Origin of the sequence: Vibrio sp. 1167 (genome assembly GCF_033340375.1) — a bacterium.
GTDB lineage: Bacteria > Pseudomonadota > Gammaproteobacteria > Enterobacterales > Vibrionaceae > Vibrio > Vibrio alginolyticus.
This window is the reverse complement of sequence record NZ_JAWOWK010000001.1, coordinates 596,689-613,186: the sequence shown is the minus strand read 5'-3', so window position 1 is coordinate 613,186 and position 16,498 is coordinate 596,689. Positions and strand designations below refer to the sequence as shown.

Sequence of the window (16,498 nt, the reverse complement as noted above, 5' to 3'; positions counted from 1 at the left end):
ATCGCAAAAGAGTGATAAAACGATGATCCACTTAGTCGCAGAAGTGAAAGCCTATCCAGACCGTAAGGATCAGGTGGCGAATTTTCTTTCTGGTTTACTAGAGCCAACTCGCAAAGAAGAAGGCTGTTGCCAATACGAGTTGTATCTCGACGAGAAAGTTGAAGGCCTATTTATGTTCCAAGAAATCTGGGCATCGCAAGAGGCCTTGGATAAGCATTTGCAAAGCCCGCATATGGCGACGTTTCTTGAAACATTGGAAGAGAATGATTGGGTTGAATATACCCAGATTCGTCCTCTTCGATTTATCGCCTAATTACAGAAGGTTGCCAGCACGTTGGCGCGTTGCTGGCAGCATTTCTGTTGGATAAAGTCGCGGAAAGTCCGAATCGTTGGCGTCAATAATCGACGATCGGCGCACACCATGTAGAGCGGCACTGGGCCGCAATCCCACTCTGGTAACACTCGCACCAATCTTCCCTCGATTAAGTCTCGGCTGATGTCCATCAATGATTTATTCGCAATGCCTTTGCCTTTGATCGCTAACCGGTGTGGCAAGTCACTATCGTTGCTCAACAAGTTACCGCTGACCACGATTTGTTCTTTCTCGCTGCCACGCGTGAGCGTCCATTTGTTGTAGACCGAATCCGCGACCATGTAGCACAAGCAGTTGTGTTGCGTTAAATCGGCAGGAGAGGCGAGTTCTGGATGTGTAGCTACGTACTCTGGCGATGCACATAATATCCGTTCATTTGACCCACATAATGCCAATACGACCAGATTGGAGTCGGCCGGCTCGCCGTAGCGAATCGCAATATCGACAGGCTTGGTGTACATATCCGTCAAGCTATCGGACAGCTCTAGTTTAATGGAAACATTTGGGTAGAGACCGATGAACTCATCCACCCAATCGAGCAACATATTGCGACCAAAATCGGAGGGTGCAGTAATGTGCAGTTGACCAGATAACTCGCCACGCGCGCTTGAGATCTGATCCAACCCCTCTTGCAATGTTGCCAACGCTTGCGTGGTTTTGTCTAAAAACAGTTCGCCCTCTGAGGTTAAACGCAGGCTTCGGGTGGAACGCACAAACAGTGGGAAACCGATTTGCCCTTCAAGACGCTTAATCGATGCGCTAATGGCGGCAGGTGTCATGTCCATGCTGTTAGCGGCTTTTGAAAAGCTGCCTTGGCGCGCGGTTTCGACAAAAATATTGAGGTCGTTGAGGGCTTTCATAATGAAAAGGGCTTTTAAGAAGTTTGGGCTACTATAGGGGAGAGTCGTAGGCCAATTCAAGGTTAAAACATTAGGTTGCACGGCGAGTTTGAGTTAGATTAGCGCGAAACTTCACTTTACCGGATCAATAGCATGAGCCAACAGCAGCCGAATAACCCACTTCACGGGTTGAGTTTAGAAAAAATCGTCACCCGACTAGTTGAACACTTTGGTTGGAATGGCCTGTATGAGCGCATTCGAGTGAACTGTTTTAAGAAAGATCCGTCGATCAAATCTTCTCTGAAGTTTTTGCGTAAAACGCAATGGGCAAGAGACAAAGTCGAAGCGCTGTATATTGAGACGTTTTGCTAATCACTCTATGTCCAGCAGCAAGCGGTAAGTAGATTCTAAGTCTCGCTTTGGCTTGCTAGAATGACGCCACTTTTCTTATCGCGTAGGCTAGAAGAGTCGCTCTGCTGTTACGTTTAAAGCGTGATTCAGAACCTATCCTCAGGCTTGTATTGAGTCTATTCATAGCTCTATGGGCCTACAGCAGCGGTAAGTAGATTCTTAGTCTCGCTTTGGCTCGTTAGAATGACGTAGCTTTTCTTATCGCGTAGGCTGAAAGAGTCGCTCTACTGTTACGTCTAAAGCGAAATTCCGTATGGTCACATAGGTTCTTCTGGAATCGCTTTTTAGATGGTTTTGTAGAGATCAGAGCCAAACTCGAACCGTCATTCTGAACCGCGAGGAACGAGCGTGATTCAGAATCTACTCTCAGATTGTATTGAGTTTATTCATGGCTTTATGGTCTGCAGTAAGCGGTAAGTAGATTCTTAGTCTCGCTATGGCTCGCTAGAATGACGAAGTTTTTCTTATCGCGTAGGCTGGAAGAGTCGCTCTACTGATACGTCTAAAGCGAGATTCCGGATGGTCACATAGGTTTATCTGGAATCGCTTTTTTAGATGGTTTTGTAGAGGTCAGAGCCAAACTCGAACCGTCATTCTGAACCGCGAGGAACGAGCGTGATTCAGAATCTACCCTCAGATTGTATTAAGTTTATTCATGGCTCTATGGTCTGCTGCAAGCGGTAAGTAGATTCTTAGTCTCACTTTGGCTCGCTAGAATGACGAAGTTTTTCTTATCGCGTAGGCTGGAAGAGTCGCGCTGCTGATGCGTCTCAAGCGAGATTTCGGATGGTCACTTAGGCTTGTCTGGAATCGCTTTTTTTAGATGGTTTTGTAGAGCTCAGAGCCAAACTCGAACCGTCATTCTGAACCGCGAGGAACGAGCGTGATTCAGAATCTACCCTCAGATTGTATTGAGTTTATTCATAGCTCTATGGTCTGCAGCAAGCGGCAAGTAGATTCTTAGTCTCGCTTTGGCTCGTTAGAATGACGTAGCTTTTCTTATCGCGTGGGCTGAAAGAGTCGCTCTACTGTTACGTCTAAAGCGAAATTCCGGATGGTCACTTAGGCTTGTCTGCAATCGCTTTTTTAGATGGTTTTGTAGAGATCAGAGCCAATCTCGAACCGTCATTCTGAACCGCGAGGAACGAGCGTGATTAAGAATCTACTCTCAGATTGTATTGAGTTTATTCATGGCTTTATGGTCTGCTGCAAGCGGTAAGTAGATTCTTAGTCTCGCTATGGCTCGCTAGAATGACGTAGCCTTTCTTATCGCGTAGGCTGGAAGAGTCGCGCTGCTGTTACGTTTAGCGAGGTTTCGAATGATTCACTTAGGCTCATTAGAGTGACGCTAGTTTTCTTATTACGTAAGTTGGAATGGTACCTCAGCATCATTCCCGATAGCGATGAAGAAGCGCTGTCGGGAACCTCGCCTTTAATCTCTCGTTTATTGCTACTCCAAATGATGCGTACTACCCACGGTTCCTTCCAAGTCTAAAATCGACTGGCGAACGTGATCTGGAATCGCAGCTTTAACGTTGTTCTTAAAATCAAACATCACACCAGTGGCGGTCGCGATGGTCGCAATTTTACCCCACTTCTTACTCAGCACTTGGTACTCCATCGTGATGCGATCTTCTTGCATGTCGATTACGCGAGAACCGACTAATAGCGTGTCTGGGTAAGTAACAGGCAATTTGTAGCGGCATTGAGTCTCGCTCAGTACTGGCCCAATTTGCGAGGTCTGCAGGTCGACCAGCAGGTTAATTTTGTTGAAGTAATCTAAACGTGCGGTCTCGAAGTAGCGAAAATAGACCACGTTATTAACGTGTTGCAGAGCATCCATTTCACCCCATGCGACTTTTATCTCTGTGATAACGGGAAAGTCCTTTAACAGTGTGTCCATTTCTATTGCTCCTTTTTCATCTGCTTTGCCACAAATTGCGACGCGACTTATCACTTTGAGCATTTATTCTAGATGTAATCATTTAATATGTAATAAAATTGTTTTTAAAATGTGAAATGAAATAGTGGTTTGATTATGTAAACTAGAAACTTTACATAATCGAGTTGAAGGCGTAAGTTTAACTAAGAGTAACCAGATAGGAGGTGTCTCATGATTGAACTCAAAGGTTTCAACCTCGCAAGAGTTGAGAAACGCATTGATTGGACAGGTGAGCTGTTCAGTTTGAGAATATCTGGCGCGCCTCTTTCCTTTAAAGCTGGCCAATTCACCAAGCTTGCTTTGCTTGATGATGAAGGTAAGCCGATCAGCCGTGCTTACTCTGTGGTTAATGCGCCAAGCGAGCAATTCGATTGGTTGGAATTTCTAATAGTAGCCGACCCTCAAGGACAACTTTCTCCACGGCTCCAAAAGCTTAAATCTGGTGATAGCATTTATGTCGGTACCACCGCACATGGCGATTTAATCCATGATTCTATTCCTAAACAGGCTCATGACCTGTGGCTGCTATCTACAGGTACGGGGATTGGACCGTTTTTGTCGCTGCTGGATGATATAAACTTACCGCCTCACAATGAGCGCATTGTGCTGGTTCATGCCGTTCGTTTCGAAAAAGATCTGGTTTATAAATACCTAATTGAACAGCTTCAGCAACGATATGAAGGCAGATTAAAGTATATACCGATAGTCAGCAGGGAAGTGGTTGATGGTAAATTACAAGGCCGAATTCCTGAACTCATCGAATCGGGTTTACTGTCCAACGCCGCTGATGCGCCATTCTCAGCTCAGCGTAGCTTTGTCATGATGTGTGGGAATCCACAAATGATCAAAGATACCGTGCCCGTTTTACAAGAGCTAGGCTTGGAAAAGTATCGCCATCAAACTGGGGGAAATATCATTTACGAACGTTACTGGTAGCGTTTTGTTAAATTGATACGGTTATGCTCAAGATGTAATGATTACTTTTGAGATACGACCGCGATTTAGTATGTTCTTAGTTGAATATTATGTTGGCAATACCTAAACTGCGCTCACCATTGCGCGTCTGTACACTCAGTCATTCTCGCTTAACCAATTACATTGAGGTGACTGAAGTCCATGTATGCTTTTATCGCGAGCAAGCAACAGAGAATCATTGCTGGTTTTATCGACCTGCTCTTTACGATGGTGGTCGTGTTAATAATTGCATTGAGTATTAACTCTTTTCTTAACGACTTTCAGCTCTCTTTAGCAGATAACCTCACGCTTGTTCGTGAAACTCAGGCGTTTTACTTGCTTTCTTTACCAACGGTTTTAATGATCAACTGGAATGCATTGAGTCATGGGCAAACCATTGGTATGCGCATGATTGGTATTAAAGTTGTAATGAAAAATGATAGTAAGGCAACGAAAGTTACAGCAGGGTTAAGGCTTGTTATTAGCTACTTGCTGGAGATGCTCATTCCGGGGATCCCGTTGGTAAATTTGGCATTGTTGTTCTTTCATCCGGAGCGACGATTGTTGCATGACTTGATCGCCAATACTAAAGTTGTCCAAGCTTCCTAATTTTTGATCAAAAAAGCCACGTGAAGTGGCTTTTTTAATATCGATAAAGTTAACCAGATTTACTGTTGATTAACATATTTCTTAAAGCGAGCTTTGGTTTCTGCGTCTGCTTTTTGGTACCAGAAGTGCAGCATCTCTTCAGCTGTCGAATCCGCTTTAACCGCAGTTGCTCTCACTTGCTTCATATCCGCAGGAACCTTTGCAGGAAGCGTGACTGGCTGCATGGTTGCTGCGCCAGCAAAAGCCACGGCTGCTGCACCGCCAGCTTGGTTATAATCTTCGATTTCACGTACGTAATCACGACCGATTTGCATACCCGGTTTGAGCAACTTGTCTTGGTCAACCGCGATTGCGTTGCCAGAATCATCAACCAGTTTCCAATCTAAGTCTTTGATCTTCTCTTCCGCATCACGTAGGTTGCGGTATTCTGGCATTTGTAGAGTGAGTTCGGCATTGGTCGCGTCAAATCGTGTAACGATAACATCGCTTTCAACACTTAAACGGTCATTACCTTGGTTGAAGTAAGGGGCGAAACGAAATACGACTTGGTTAAGGCCATCAGGTAACGTCAGTGTTCTTTCAGAGGCGAAAAAACCACCCGAAAGATCTGCTTTTTCACCGTTAGCCGCTAATACTGAAACGTTGTCAGGAACACTCACGGTTACATCTGCGAATGCCATGCCACTCATTGCGAGAGCAAGCGCACAAGTTAAAGGCTTGATCAATTTCATTGTTTTTATCCTAAGCAAATTAGTGGTCATCGAGAGTGCATCGTTCATTGCCCGATTGCAACTCCCAAGTGTAATAAGTATGAAAATTTAACAAGAACGTCATTTTTATCGCATTTATTACGACGAAACTGTGATCCAAATAGAATCAAACCGCTGAAATGCAGCGGTTTGATATCATAAGTTATGGATTAAATTTCTTTCTAACTTATTGATTTATTAAATGCCAGCACCGTGTCCAGGTTCTGATTGGTCATCAGAAGCGTCTTGTTGTTCTGCCATTTCTTCTTGCTGTTGTGCTTTCTCAATGCTCAACCACCAAACAAATAACTCATACCAAATTGCTAGGATAACGGCACCTAAGAACAGACCAACGATGCCGTAGAAAAGCATACCACCGATGGCACCGAGCAGAATCACAGGCATTGGCACGTCGACGCCACGTCCCATTAACATTGGTTTGAACAGGTTTTCAGAAAGAGCCGCAACTACGACCCAAACAGTAAACATGGTTGCTGTTGAGGTGTCTTGGGTCATGTACATGAAGCCAATCACAGGTAGCACTGCGAGCAACGCCGGGAGCTGAGCGATACATAAAATCATTAGAAGCAGTGTGAGTAAACCTGCTGCCGGAACGCCAAATACGAAGAAACCAGCACCGATCAACAGTGCTTGAATCGCCGCTACACCGACTACGCCAAGCAGTACGCTTTTAATTGTCGCAGCGATAAGCGTGGTCCAGCTTTTTGCGTTTTCACCAGCGGTTCGAATCGCGATGGTTCTTAAGCCTGATGCTGCAGATTCAGAGTACGTCATGAAACCTGCTGCAATCGCAAGTGACAAGATTGAAAGCAGTAAACTTCCCAATACGCCCCCAAGTGTACCCAGTAAAGATGTGAGTCCTGCCTTTATTTGTGGCATAAAGGTTTGAATCGCTTGCTCAAGATTAGTAGCGAATAGGGTCCACACTTCGTAGAGCTTATCACCCACGATAGGCCAATCCGCTACGGAAGGTTTTGGCCCTGGTATTTTCACTTGTCCATTTTGTAGTACTTCAAGCGCGTGCGTTGCACCATCCACAATGGAGCCTGATACCATAACAAGTGGTGTGACAAGGAGGGCAATACCAAGTAAAGCAATGGTTGTGGCTGCCAGACCTCTGCGACCACCATATACACGCTGCAATTTTTGGGTAAGCGGCATTAAAGCGACGGCTATAATAGCGCCCCAAATAACCGGAAGGATGAAGGGTTTGATGATGTCGTACGTAAACATCAGCAAGACAAAGATCAAGCCAATGCGTATTGCCGATTCCACCATATTACTGATGAAAAGCTTACTGTCGATTTTTACCGATTGTTTATCCATTTTTGTTTACCTGATGATCAATGTTAGAACTGACGAGACTTGAAACAACAATCGCCATATAAAAAACACCTGTGATGGCCTCTAAATACACCACGACTTGAGCCAGTGGTGTTAGAGGACTAATGTCGCCATAACCGAGCGTGGTTAAGGTAACGAAACTGAAATACGCTGCATTGGAGAAGTTCTGCCCCCAAGAAATCGCTTCCATACCGGTAAAGGCTTCAGGCGAAAACTCAAGCAGAATGAGGTAGGCAATCGCCCACATCAGACCAAGCAGCAAGAAAAGCGCGACCGAGCCAATGACTTTGTTGCTGTTGACATGGCCGGTGAAAAGAATCTGTCTTGCGATGGATTTAAAAGTGCCGAAAAAGAACGCAAAGGTGAGGGCAAGCATCACCACATTCATCTCTCTGATGTCGAAAACGGTCTTGATCACAATCACAAGAACCCAAATACCAAACAGGCTGTAGAGGAAACGAGACCAGGTTTTGTCAAAGCGAAGGCTCGCAAAACAGACGATAAACGTCAGAACCGTGAAAGCCTGAAGTATGTGTTCAATCGTCCCTTCACCTACGACTTGTGCCATCGCACTCCCTAGCAACAAAATCACTAGTGCTAAGGTTAGATAGAAGAAGTTGTTTTCTTCATTAATATTTTTGAGGTTTTTACCAATGACCATGGCTCTTCTCACTTAGTTATTGTTCACTTTCTGCGGATGACTCTTTCATCACCATGATGGACGCAGAAAGCCCGAATCGAAGATCAACATCTTCAGGAAGTTCTTGTAGGGAGATTCGCACCGGAATACGTTGTGCTAAGCGAATCCACTGAAAAACAGGGTTTACGTTTGGAAGAAGGTTGTAGCCGACCGTGCCGTCTTTGGGCGCAATACCCCAACCAATCGAGTCAACCGTCGCGTCAATTGGCGTGTCTGGGTGAGACATCAAAGTGACACGCGCTTGGCTGCCAGGTTCGATTTGCGCAAGTTGGTTTTCACGGAAGAAACCAAATACCCAAAAGCTGTTTTTGTCGATCAGTGCGAGCAGTGGTTGGTTTGCGACCGCTTGCGTACCGTTTCTAATATCGAGGTTAGATACAAAACCATCGACGGTCGCATAAACTTTGGTAAAGCTGAGATTAAGGCGTGCTGATTTTAGTTGCTCTTATGCAGATTTGATTTGCAGTAGCGACTCTTCGTAAGCGATTTCACGACGAATCAGATCCTTGTGAGAAACCGCGCCACGGTCTTTGGCACGAATGTCTTTTAAGCGGTCATATTCGATTTTTTTACCGCGAGAGCTAACAATGGAGCGCTCCAGTGCTACTTCGGCTTGAGATAACGCAACCTGGTAAGTCGCAGGGTCGATTTCAAACAGTAAATCCCCCGTTTTTACTTCTTGGTTGTCTTGCACCGCGACATTTACAATTGGGCCTGATACGCGAGGAGCCACTTTGATGACGTTAGCACGCACTTGCCCATCTCGTGTCCATGGGTTATTAAAGTATTCCTCAAACTTTTGATAGCCGAGCCAAGCTGCGCCACCAAGAATGACAAGATTGAGTGCGATTACGAATAGTTTTTTCATCTTGTTTGGCACCTAAAATTGAATATAAAAGCTGTCGATGGCCACCACATAACCGACCATGATGGCAATAAACGTCAGAGACGGAAAAGCGATGAAGCGAGACAAACGTGTCTTGTTCAATATCATCACCGTTATCCACGTGGCCGTGACGGCGAGAAAGAGCACGAGTAGCGTAGGAGAAAAGTAAACGTCTCCCCAAGAGAGTTCATGAGGCATTACCGATCCTCCGTTTTGTTTTCATCACTGGTCTCAGCCGGAGTTTCGAGTCGCAAAGGCGGCAATACGCGGTTTTCTTCATTTAAATAACTTCCCCAGTCAGTGCGCTCTGTCATCTGCGTGGCAATCGATTCACTGATGAAAGGCTTGCCTGTTTGGGTTTGCCAGCCTCCACCGAGGGCTTTGTAGAGCGCGACAACTTGGTTCGCAACATTACCTTTGATCGTTGCGTAGCTGTCTTCTGCGCGGGTCATTTTTTCTACCGAGTTAAGCAGACGTTCGAATGAAATTTGTCCGTTTTCGTACTGTGTCATGGATATGTTGAACGCACGAATGGAAGAGTTGACCGATTGCAAGCGTAAATCTTTTTGCTGCAAATACAGGTCATACGCTTCGATTGCATTGGTGACTTCATTAACGGCTTGCAGTACCTTTTTGTTGTAGTTCGTCAGCGTTTCTTGGAAGCGAGCATCTTCGAAACGAATGTTATTTTTCACGCGTCCGTATTGGAAAATGTTCCAACTGAACGTTGGGCCAACCACCATGGTGAGCGAATCGCTAAAACTGAAACTGCTGCCATCGGGAACCGTACTGTCGATACCGATGGAACCGAACAACGAAAAGCTTGGGTACAGAGCGGTTTCTGCCACGCCAATCTGCGCACTTTGCGCGCGAGCTTGCATCTCAGAGACTTGCAAATCCGGACGTCGCATCACTAAGTTAGCATCCACTTGCGTATCCAAAAGCGGTGGACGTGGCACAATGGAGCGCTCGTCGGTGCCCGATAGCGCCGATTTTCTGCCCGTTGATTTGAACTGGGCTTCGTACTCAGCGATTTGCTTGTGCATCCCATCCGACTGTAGCAGTCCATCTACTTCTTCTGGTAACAGACCCAGTAGCAAAGCCAACACAGTACGTGATTGCTTCATTGCCACTTCGAGGCTCGGTAGCGCTGCTTTGGTGGTGTAGAGTTGGTTTTTAGCTTGTTGAACGTCCAATTCTGTAACGTTGCCAGAGTCGAACTGCACCTGTGTAATGCGGACGACACGCTCTTGAATCTCGATATTGCGGCGAGACAGCAAAATACGTTCTTGGAATGTGCGATAGTTGATGTAATTGCGCGCCACTTCGGCGGTTATGGTGACCATGATGTCGTGATACGATGCGATGGATGCGTAGTAACCCGCTTCTGCCGACTCAATTCCGCGAGCATACTTGCCCCAAACATCCATTTCCCAAGCAGCATCAAACGACAAAGTGGCGTTATTCACGCCCTGATCATTTACGTAGGCACGCGCTAGGTTTCCTGACACGGTTTGAACTTGTGGGTATTGCAAGCCAGTCGAAATACCAAGGAATGAACGTGCTTGAACAATTCGTAGCCCTGCGGCTTCTAAATCGAGGTTTTGTTTGCTCGCCAACTCAACCAGCTGATTAAGAGTTGAGTCATTAAATTGCTGCCACCATTGTTGTAGCTGTTGCTCTGATTGCTGCGTATCTTTGGCTGCTGTTTTTTGCACCGACCAGTCACTTGGCAGTGGCGCCTGCTTTGGATGAACATAATCTGGTCCTACCGTGGTACACGCACTGAGTCCGAGCAAAGAAAGTATGGCGAGGCTTGGTTTGGTTAGTTTTGGAAGCATCATATCCCCACCTTTAAAAACGCTTCTGTTGTAAGTTCACCCAATCGATATCCTCGTAGGTTTGCTTGCAATGCTTGATTGCTTCGAACACGTTCCGTTTTAAATTCAGCAAGATATAAAAACCGGCTATCTCTGAATAAGCGTAGTCAGATAAATCCAACTCACTAAAAAAATCTTCCAGTTTATCTTCGAATGTTTGGTAATCTTGACTGTATTGGTCGAATACGGAGTCGAGTTCTTGTGTTGCTTGATGGCTGGCTAAAGCGCCCGCCATCAAAGGAATGATGGAATCGCGGTGCTGTTGGCGAAGCTGAGTAATTAGTGGATTGGTCATCAACTTTTTCTCGGCGGCCATTAAGATGTTGATGTGATTACTGAGTACATCACACGCTTTGCTAAACGCGCCAATCGCTTCTGGCGTGGTTTTATCAAAGTGTTTGTGGTTGATTTTCGAACCCCAGACTTTGAGCTTTTTCGATGAGACATTGAGCGTCACCAAGTGTAAGGCCCGTTTGAGCGGCGTAATAACCGAGCTAGACTGCTGTTGATAGGTAGTGAACAGCTCTCGGGTATGTCGGAAGTAGCGTTCTTTTATGGTCAAAAAGAGGTGTTCTGGTCGTGAGCTAAACGGGAAGTAGTGCGCGAAAATAATCATGAACACCACCATGTAGAACAACAGCATGATCGTCATGAGGATCCCGAAGTGATAAAACATGTTGTTGTCTAAACCGAGAACAAACAAGCCAATCATATAGAAAATCGTCACTGGCCCGTTAAACAGATAAAAACCGATAAAGGTGTAGATAAAGATAAACAGGCCAAGCTCTAACCCGAGATCCAATTGCGGAAGAATGAAGACGTAAGAAGGCACCGCGAACAAGAAGCCGAAAGTGAAAAGCACTAGCAACAAAATCGGGTGCACAGGCACGAACGACAGCAAAGACATAAACATGGTCGAGAAGACCACGAACGAGTAGCCGCCTGGTGGATTGAAATAAATCCAAATCAGTCCTGCAACCCAATAAGTGACAAAGGTTTTGACCGCGGTTTTAAAGTTTTCTGCGTCCCACCATAGAAACTTGCCTTTCGGTTTCGGCAGCGGCACGTCAAAGGAGACATTGTTCGTCACAGAGTCAATACAGCTAATGCTCTCCGCTAAACGCGACAAATTTTGATGCATCAGTTCCAACAGGTGACCAAGCGTAAGCGCAGAGCCTTTCTCTAGGTGCGCTGCGTCTTCTAGCAACGCTTGGTTGTATTTGACTTTGAATTCCTGAGCACGATAAGCGGGTTCTTTTTCGTCCCAGACTTGTTGGCAGGTATCAAATAGCGCGTCAATTTCCGCCACGGCTTGATCAAAGTTGCTGATGCTTTCACGGTCTTGCTGGTGGCTAAAGTGGCTGTGCGCCGCGACGGTCAATTGTTGCGTTACCTGCTTGTTCAAATGAACTGCCAAGCGCCACTCTTTCATGTAGGCCGACACGTCACTGCATTCCACACTGACCGTGGAAAAACGCTGTTCGAGCGCATTTTGAGCGGCAAACATCTGTTCGATGAGAGTGTCCACGCTAGGAGGTTGTGGCTCTTCCGCTTCTGGATTTTCTTCTCCGCCTTCTTGAGGAGAGATTTGCCCTGCCGATTTTTGCTCGAAATTTTGCAAGATAGCGGTGAACAACGCGCGTTGTGCTTGGTTGAGTTGTTCGATGAGCTGTCTTAGGTTTTGTTCTGTTTTGGTCGGGAGTAAGAAAGTTCCCACGAGTGTGTAAACCACCACCCCAAACACCGTCATATAGGCGCGGTCAACGCCATAAAGGAACGCACCTTCTGCGTCACCGCCATTGGACATCATCAACGTCATCACACCGGTCAGCATGAGTAGCGTAGGATCTTTTTGATAGGCATTACGGAAGTAAAAAATGAATGAGACCACAACCGACACGCTCAGCATGTACAGCAAGCGGTCTTGAGCAAACAACCCCACCAGTAACAAGCCAACCACGGCACCAACCAATGTACCTAACACGCGTAAGGTACCTTTGGCGAGTGATTCACGACGACTGCCTGTCGATGCAATCAGCATTACAGTAGTTGCGGCCGTCGATGCTTGCGGCCAACCCATGGCAAACGGGATCAGATAAGCCAGAGTCAGGCTAAGCGATACTTTAATAGCGAATTTTATTTTGTCGTTCATAGTGTCAAAGTTTGCTCAGGCTTATCGTTATAAGTTGATGAATTTCTTATATGAATAATCAGAATCTTGTTCTGAATAAATTCGGGGGGCGGAATATAGCGGGTGAAAAAGTGTGCTTTGTAAACCCTTTGTCAAAACAAAAAGTGCGTATTTGGCTTGATCTCGTGCTAGCCCTTGGCGTTATTGGTGAAACGCCTAAAACGAGCAAATTCGCGATCTGTGATGATTCTCACTTATGAAACAAAATCGTTGCATTGTGTGAGCCAATTCTCACCTTATATTCTTTGCCTGGTACCAAAGCAGACCACTTGTACCATCTGCAATGAGCTTTACTGCTTTAAAAAGCATAGATGATGAATGGGTATTTGAGAGGGAAAGTTATTACTTTTTATCGGCTTGCTGATTGTTCGTTTGTTTTTTTGGATCGAGATAAAAAAACCAAAGCGATCCCACCAAGAATGATGCCGCTGGTTAAAAGAATATGCAGTGAAAGAGGCTCGTGGAGTACGATGCTGCCGAGTAGCAAAGCAATGGCTGGCACGGAAAGTTGGCTGACGGCGGCTTGAAGTAAAGAGAGCTTACGCACGACTTGGTACCAAAGTGTATAACCAAGGCCAGAGGCAATGGCACCAGATGCGATAGCGAGCAACACTCCGCTCAAAGAAAGGTGGATTGAGGACAAGATTAATGGCGAAAGGAGCACGCCAATTATTGATGCAGCGATGAATCCCCACGTGATTCCACTACTTGGAGAAGGCGCTTGTTTACCGAGCGCAGTAAACGCAGCCCAACAAACGCCAGAAATCAACATGAGAAGTGCAGAGCTAATATCGGGGCGCGTGGCAGATGGCAACATCAACCAAACAAATCCAACAATTGAAAGGCCGATACCGATGATTTCGAGAAACTGAAAGCGCTCACCTTGCCACCAATAGATTGCCAGTAACGTAAGTTGCACGGCACCAAACAAAAGCAAAGCACCGGTTCCTGTCGCCAGTTGTAAGTACGCGAAAGAGAAAAGGGCAGCGTAACCAAATAACGCCACGCCAGCAAAAAAGCGAAAGCGAGACGTTGGCCGATCGGTTTTCCACTGACCTCTCACGACAAGCAATGCGATTAAGATAACAGCGCCAGATATCAATCGAACGAGCGTGAAGCTTCCTGCATCAATTAACCCTTCGGCCAATGCAAGTCGGCACAATAATGAATTGGCAGCGAACGCCAGCATTGCAATAGCAGTGAGTAAGAAGGTCGACATCCTTGATCCTTAGCGTGTAAATGAACAGCTAGTGTAGATCCAAAAGAACATTTTTATTAGTTGATAAAGTGATTAGTTATAGCTATCAGAGCAAGAAAGTCATTAAAAATAACCAGAGAAAACCTGACCTTAGCCTGAGTCTTACTGTGGTTGGGAAGGTTGTTTGTACAATGACTTAATGGTGTTTTTCAACCATAGCAATTTGGGATTGTACGCATTGCGTTTATGCCAAATCATGGTAAATGGAATCAGTAACTTGTCTTGTTGAGCTTGGTCTAATGGAATTGGCAAGCACACCAAATCGAGATGCAGCTTTTCTGTGTAACTTTTGCAATAGTGCGGCGCGGTGGTGATCATGTCATGCGTCGGCTGCGCTGCCATAAAAAGAGATTGCTCAAAGTTGGACATCGTCAGCCCGATAGAGCGCTGTAGCCCTAGTTCCGTTAATACTTCATCCAACGCCCAAGTTTCACTTTTTTCCCAAACAATATTGATGTGTTGGTAGCTCAGAAAGGTCTCGAGATTCCACTCTTGCTGTAATGCCGGATGATCTTTATGTAAATACACCATCGGCAGGTCATAAAATAGAATCTCAAAATCCAAGAAATAAGGCAGAAGATCCAACGACTCTTTCGATCTAGGGTGGCTTTCTCGGCCGGTAAAACCGATATCCGCCTCGCCTCGAATGATGGCGTCGAGTGAGTCGTAATCCCAGTTACTGGTTTTTACTTTCGCTTCAGGGTATCGCTGGTGGATAGCGACGATGAGTCTGTCCAGCATTGTGAGCACTAATGGCGACTCAATCGTGATATCAAAACGCACTCCTTTAGGCGTAATATCGCTGCGTTTTTCTGCAATCTGGCAGCCAATTTGCAGCCATTCTGCAAGATCTTGCTCCATGCTTTGCGCCAAGGGCGTTGGCGCAAGACCTTTAGGTGTTTTGACAAACAAAGGATCATCGAACCAATGACGAAGTTTGTTGAGCGACTTACTTACGGTAGAGGGCGTAACGTTCAGCTTTTTCGAGGCTTTCGAGACGCTTTGTTCTTGCAGCAATAATTGCAGAGTGAACAGTAAGTTAAAGTCAAGTCGCGCTAGGGATTTCTTCATAATGGGTATCGTGAACAGGCTTTGGAATCAATAGTATTAGAGCAAGGCTGATTACGCTACCTAACACTAAGATAAACACCAACATATTCAGAGCACTAACGCCGATGAAACCCATAAACCAAATATAGAACGCTGAACTACAAACTTGAGCAATGCCCAGTAACGAGCTCGCCACGCCAGCTTGTTGAGAGAATGGGCTGAGCGCTTGGCTCATGGCCACGCCAAAGCCACAAGCGAAGCCAGCGCAAATCAGCCCAAGTCCGAATACATAGTAAAGAGATTGTCCATCATGGAAATGGGCAGCACTGAGCACGATGGCTGCGCAAGCGAGCAATACTTGAGAGGTGATCATTAAGGTTCGCTGCTTAAAAATCCCCAATGCCAATGGCGCCGAGAACGAAATCAACATACTGATCGTCGCAGTCCCTGCCATGATGGAAGAATAGCCGCCGCGATCAAAACCAAGCATGCTCATCACGACAATTGGTGAAGCGTTAACAAAGGTCAGAATGGTGGTCACTCCAAGCGCAGTAATGATCAGCCTACTGATAAAAAATCGCTCGAAGAAAGTATCTTGATGGCTCTCTGGCGCTGTCTGTTCTTCACGTTGTTGGCTGGGTAGTGATTCCTTGAGAACAAAAATGGCCAATACACTGACGAGAATGCCCATTCCTGCCATCGTGGTAAACAAACTCGGCCAAGGAAATTTCAGCATAATCAAGTGACCAATCACGGGGGCGATCACTGGAATGATACAGGTGATGCCATTGAGCATCGACAATACTTTCGCGCGGCGTTCATCGTCTAACGTGTCGCGTAAAATCGCGAATGCGACGACATAGCAAGATCCAGCCCCGATGCCTTGGCAAAAGCGAGCAATCAAAAAAGTGTTTGGGTGCTCAGCCATCCCGCCGAGAAAGGATGCGAGCACGAAGATCATCGCGCCGACGACGGCAACAGGTTTTCGTCCCACAGAGTCTGCAATTTTCCCCGCGAATAACATGGTGGTAGCCATGCCAGCTAAATAGATCGAAAACGCAATATGCAACTGAGATTCACTGGCATTGAGATCTGACGCAATTTGAGGCAAACCAACAAGATACAAATCAATGGCAGTAGGGTAGAGTAAAACGAGTGCAAAACTACAAAGTAAAAAACGGGACATGGAAACCTCTCTATCGAATGGTGAGGATAATAGAGTGCTAAACGTTTGCCTGCGAGTGGGAAATACGACACTAGGTATTTCTATTTACGACATACCCTGTATGAA

Annotated in this window: 15 protein-coding genes and 1 pseudogene; 4 read left to right on the top strand and 12 right to left on the bottom strand. The window is 45.9% G+C overall.

The genetic code is table 11. The features are described 5' to 3' along the window. Positions 1 to 22 precede the first annotated feature (22 nt). On the top strand, positions 23 to 313 hold the full coding sequence (locus tag R7Z78_RS02735) for a putative quinol monooxygenase (protein ID WP_104976415.1): 291 nt from the start codon (positions 23 to 25) through the stop codon (positions 311 to 313). On the opposite strand, the gene R7Z78_RS02730 is transcribed toward R7Z78_RS02735, so the two are convergent. Next, on the bottom strand, positions 310 to 1,233 hold the full coding sequence (locus R7Z78_RS02730) for a LysR family transcriptional regulator (protein WP_042521707.1): 924 nt from the start codon (positions 1,231 to 1,233) through the stop codon (positions 310 to 312). The two genes, R7Z78_RS02735 and R7Z78_RS02730, sit on opposite strands and share 4 nt — an antisense overlap. 132 nt (positions 1,234 to 1,365) lie before the next feature. Here R7Z78_RS02730 and R7Z78_RS02725 point away from each other — a divergent pair, with 132 nt between their 5' ends. Next, the gene (locus tag R7Z78_RS02725) at positions 1,366 to 1,584 is read left to right on the top strand and encodes a VF530 family DNA-binding protein (protein ID WP_025768615.1); all 219 of its coding nucleotides are present in this window, start codon (positions 1,366 to 1,368) and stop codon (positions 1,582 to 1,584) included. Between the two features lie 1,489 nt (positions 1,585 to 3,073). Here R7Z78_RS02725 and R7Z78_RS02720 read toward each other — a convergent pair. Beyond that, entirely contained in the window at positions 3,074 to 3,526 is a 453-nt protein-coding gene (locus tag R7Z78_RS02720; RefSeq protein ID WP_005374933.1) for an acyl-CoA thioesterase, read from the bottom strand. Positions 3,527 to 3,736: 210 nt separating this feature from the next. Between R7Z78_RS02720 and R7Z78_RS02715 the strand changes: the two genes are divergently transcribed. Then, positions 3,737 to 4,501 (top strand): ferredoxin--NADP reductase, encoded by a 765-nt coding sequence (locus R7Z78_RS02715; protein WP_017820554.1) that lies wholly within the window; start codon positions 3,737 to 3,739, stop codon positions 4,499 to 4,501. A 180-nt stretch (positions 4,502 to 4,681) separates the two neighbouring features. Next, positions 4,682 to 5,128: an RDD family protein gene (locus R7Z78_RS02710; RefSeq protein ID WP_047102393.1), complete on the top strand. Its 447-nt coding sequence runs from the start codon at positions 4,682 to 4,684 to the stop codon at positions 5,126 to 5,128. 59 nt (positions 5,129 to 5,187) lie between these two features. Here R7Z78_RS02710 and R7Z78_RS02705 read toward each other — a convergent pair whose 3' ends face one another. The 10 genes and pseudogenes from R7Z78_RS02705 to R7Z78_RS02660 all read right to left on the bottom strand — a co-directional run bounded on the left by R7Z78_RS02705 (position 5,188) and on the right by R7Z78_RS02660 (position 16,393). Beyond that, positions 5,188 to 5,859: a DUF2057 domain-containing protein gene (locus tag R7Z78_RS02705; RefSeq protein WP_017634411.1), complete on the bottom strand. Its 672-nt coding sequence runs from the start codon at positions 5,857 to 5,859 to the stop codon at positions 5,188 to 5,190. Positions 5,860 to 6,075: 216 nt separating this feature from the next. After that, positions 6,076 to 7,224 carry an AI-2E family transporter gene (locus R7Z78_RS02700; protein WP_005386936.1) on the bottom strand — a complete coding sequence of 383 codons (1,149 nt, stop codon included), beginning with the start codon at positions 7,222 to 7,224 and terminating at the stop codon, positions 6,076 to 6,078. Beyond that, entirely contained in the window at positions 7,217 to 7,903 is a 687-nt protein-coding gene (locus R7Z78_RS02695; protein ID WP_005374942.1) for a potassium channel family protein, read from the bottom strand. Before R7Z78_RS02695 ends, R7Z78_RS02700 begins: the two co-directional genes overlap by 8 nt. 16 nt (positions 7,904 to 7,919) lie before the next feature. Then, positions 7,920 to 8,810: pseudogene (locus R7Z78_RS02690) on the bottom strand (efflux RND transporter periplasmic adaptor subunit). 12 nt (positions 8,811 to 8,822) lie between these two features. After that, positions 8,823 to 9,026: a DUF1656 domain-containing protein gene (locus R7Z78_RS02685; RefSeq protein WP_005374946.1), complete on the bottom strand. Its 204-nt coding sequence runs from the start codon at positions 9,024 to 9,026 to the stop codon at positions 8,823 to 8,825. Further along, on the bottom strand, positions 9,026 to 10,672 hold the full coding sequence (locus tag R7Z78_RS02680; RefSeq protein ID WP_104976417.1) for a TolC family protein: 1,647 nt from the start codon (positions 10,670 to 10,672) through the stop codon (positions 9,026 to 9,028). Before R7Z78_RS02680 ends, R7Z78_RS02685 begins: the two co-directional genes overlap by 1 nt. A gap of 10 nt (positions 10,673 to 10,682) precedes the next feature. Further along, positions 10,683 to 12,860, bottom strand: a complete 2,178-nt coding sequence (locus tag R7Z78_RS02675; protein ID WP_104976418.1) for an FUSC family protein — start codon at positions 12,858 to 12,860, stop codon at positions 10,683 to 10,685. 388 nt (positions 12,861 to 13,248) lie between these two features. Beyond that, entirely contained in the window at positions 13,249 to 14,118 is an 870-nt protein-coding gene (locus R7Z78_RS02670) for a DMT family transporter (RefSeq protein ID WP_104976419.1), read from the bottom strand. Positions 14,119 to 14,259: 141 nt separating this feature from the next. Next, complete coding sequence (gene yidZ, locus R7Z78_RS02665) at positions 14,260 to 15,228, bottom strand: HTH-type transcriptional regulator YidZ (protein ID WP_104976420.1); 969 nt, start codon at positions 15,226 to 15,228, stop codon at positions 14,260 to 14,262. Then, positions 15,203 to 16,393, bottom strand: coding sequence for an MFS transporter (locus tag R7Z78_RS02660; RefSeq protein ID WP_104976421.1), 1,191 nt, complete (start codon positions 16,391 to 16,393; stop codon positions 15,203 to 15,205). The genes yidZ and R7Z78_RS02660 overlap by 26 nt, the downstream gene beginning before the upstream one ends. Positions 16,394 to 16,498 lie beyond the last annotated feature (105 nt).

Excerpts from the sequence above, each read along its gene's own strand:
- R7Z78_RS02670 (WP_104976419.1), bottom strand. The coding sequence starts at position 14,118 with ATGTCGACCTTCTTACTCACTGCTATTGCAATGCTGGCGTTCGCTGCC.
- R7Z78_RS02735 (WP_104976415.1), top strand. The coding sequence starts at position 23 with ATGATCCACTTAGTCGCAGAAGTGAAAGCCTATCCAGACCGTAAGGAT.
- yidZ (WP_104976420.1), bottom strand. The coding sequence starts at position 15,228 with ATGAAGAAATCCCTAGCGCGACTTGACTTTAACTTACTGTTCACTCTG.
- R7Z78_RS02705 (WP_017634411.1), bottom strand. The coding sequence starts at position 5,859 with ATGAAATTGATCAAGCCTTTAACTTGTGCGCTTGCTCTCGCAATGAGT.
- R7Z78_RS02730 (WP_042521707.1), bottom strand. The coding sequence starts at position 1,233 with ATGAAAGCCCTCAACGACCTCAATATTTTTGTCGAAACCGCGCGCCAA.
- R7Z78_RS02675 (WP_104976418.1), bottom strand. The coding sequence starts at position 12,860 with ATGAACGACAAAATAAAATTCGCTATTAAAGTATCGCTTAGCCTGACT.
- R7Z78_RS02695 (WP_005374942.1), bottom strand. The coding sequence starts at position 7,903 with ATGGTCATTGGTAAAAACCTCAAAAATATTAATGAAGAAAACAACTTC.
- R7Z78_RS02715 (WP_017820554.1), top strand. The coding sequence starts at position 3,737 with ATGATTGAACTCAAAGGTTTCAACCTCGCAAGAGTTGAGAAACGCATT.
- R7Z78_RS02720 (WP_005374933.1), bottom strand. The coding sequence starts at position 3,526 with ATGGACACACTGTTAAAGGACTTTCCCGTTATCACAGAGATAAAAGTC.
- R7Z78_RS02725 (WP_025768615.1), top strand. The coding sequence starts at position 1,366 with ATGAGCCAACAGCAGCCGAATAACCCACTTCACGGGTTGAGTTTAGAA.
- R7Z78_RS02710 (WP_047102393.1), top strand. The coding sequence starts at position 4,682 with ATGTATGCTTTTATCGCGAGCAAGCAACAGAGAATCATTGCTGGTTTT.
- R7Z78_RS02685 (WP_005374946.1), bottom strand. The coding sequence starts at position 9,026 with ATGCCTCATGAACTCTCTTGGGGAGACGTTTACTTTTCTCCTACGCTA.
- R7Z78_RS02700 (WP_005386936.1), bottom strand. The coding sequence starts at position 7,224 with ATGGATAAACAATCGGTAAAAATCGACAGTAAGCTTTTCATCAGTAAT.
- R7Z78_RS02660 (WP_104976421.1), bottom strand. The coding sequence starts at position 16,393 with ATGTCCCGTTTTTTACTTTGTAGTTTTGCACTCGTTTTACTCTACCCT.
- R7Z78_RS02680 (WP_104976417.1), bottom strand. The coding sequence starts at position 10,672 with ATGATGCTTCCAAAACTAACCAAACCAAGCCTCGCCATACTTTCTTTG.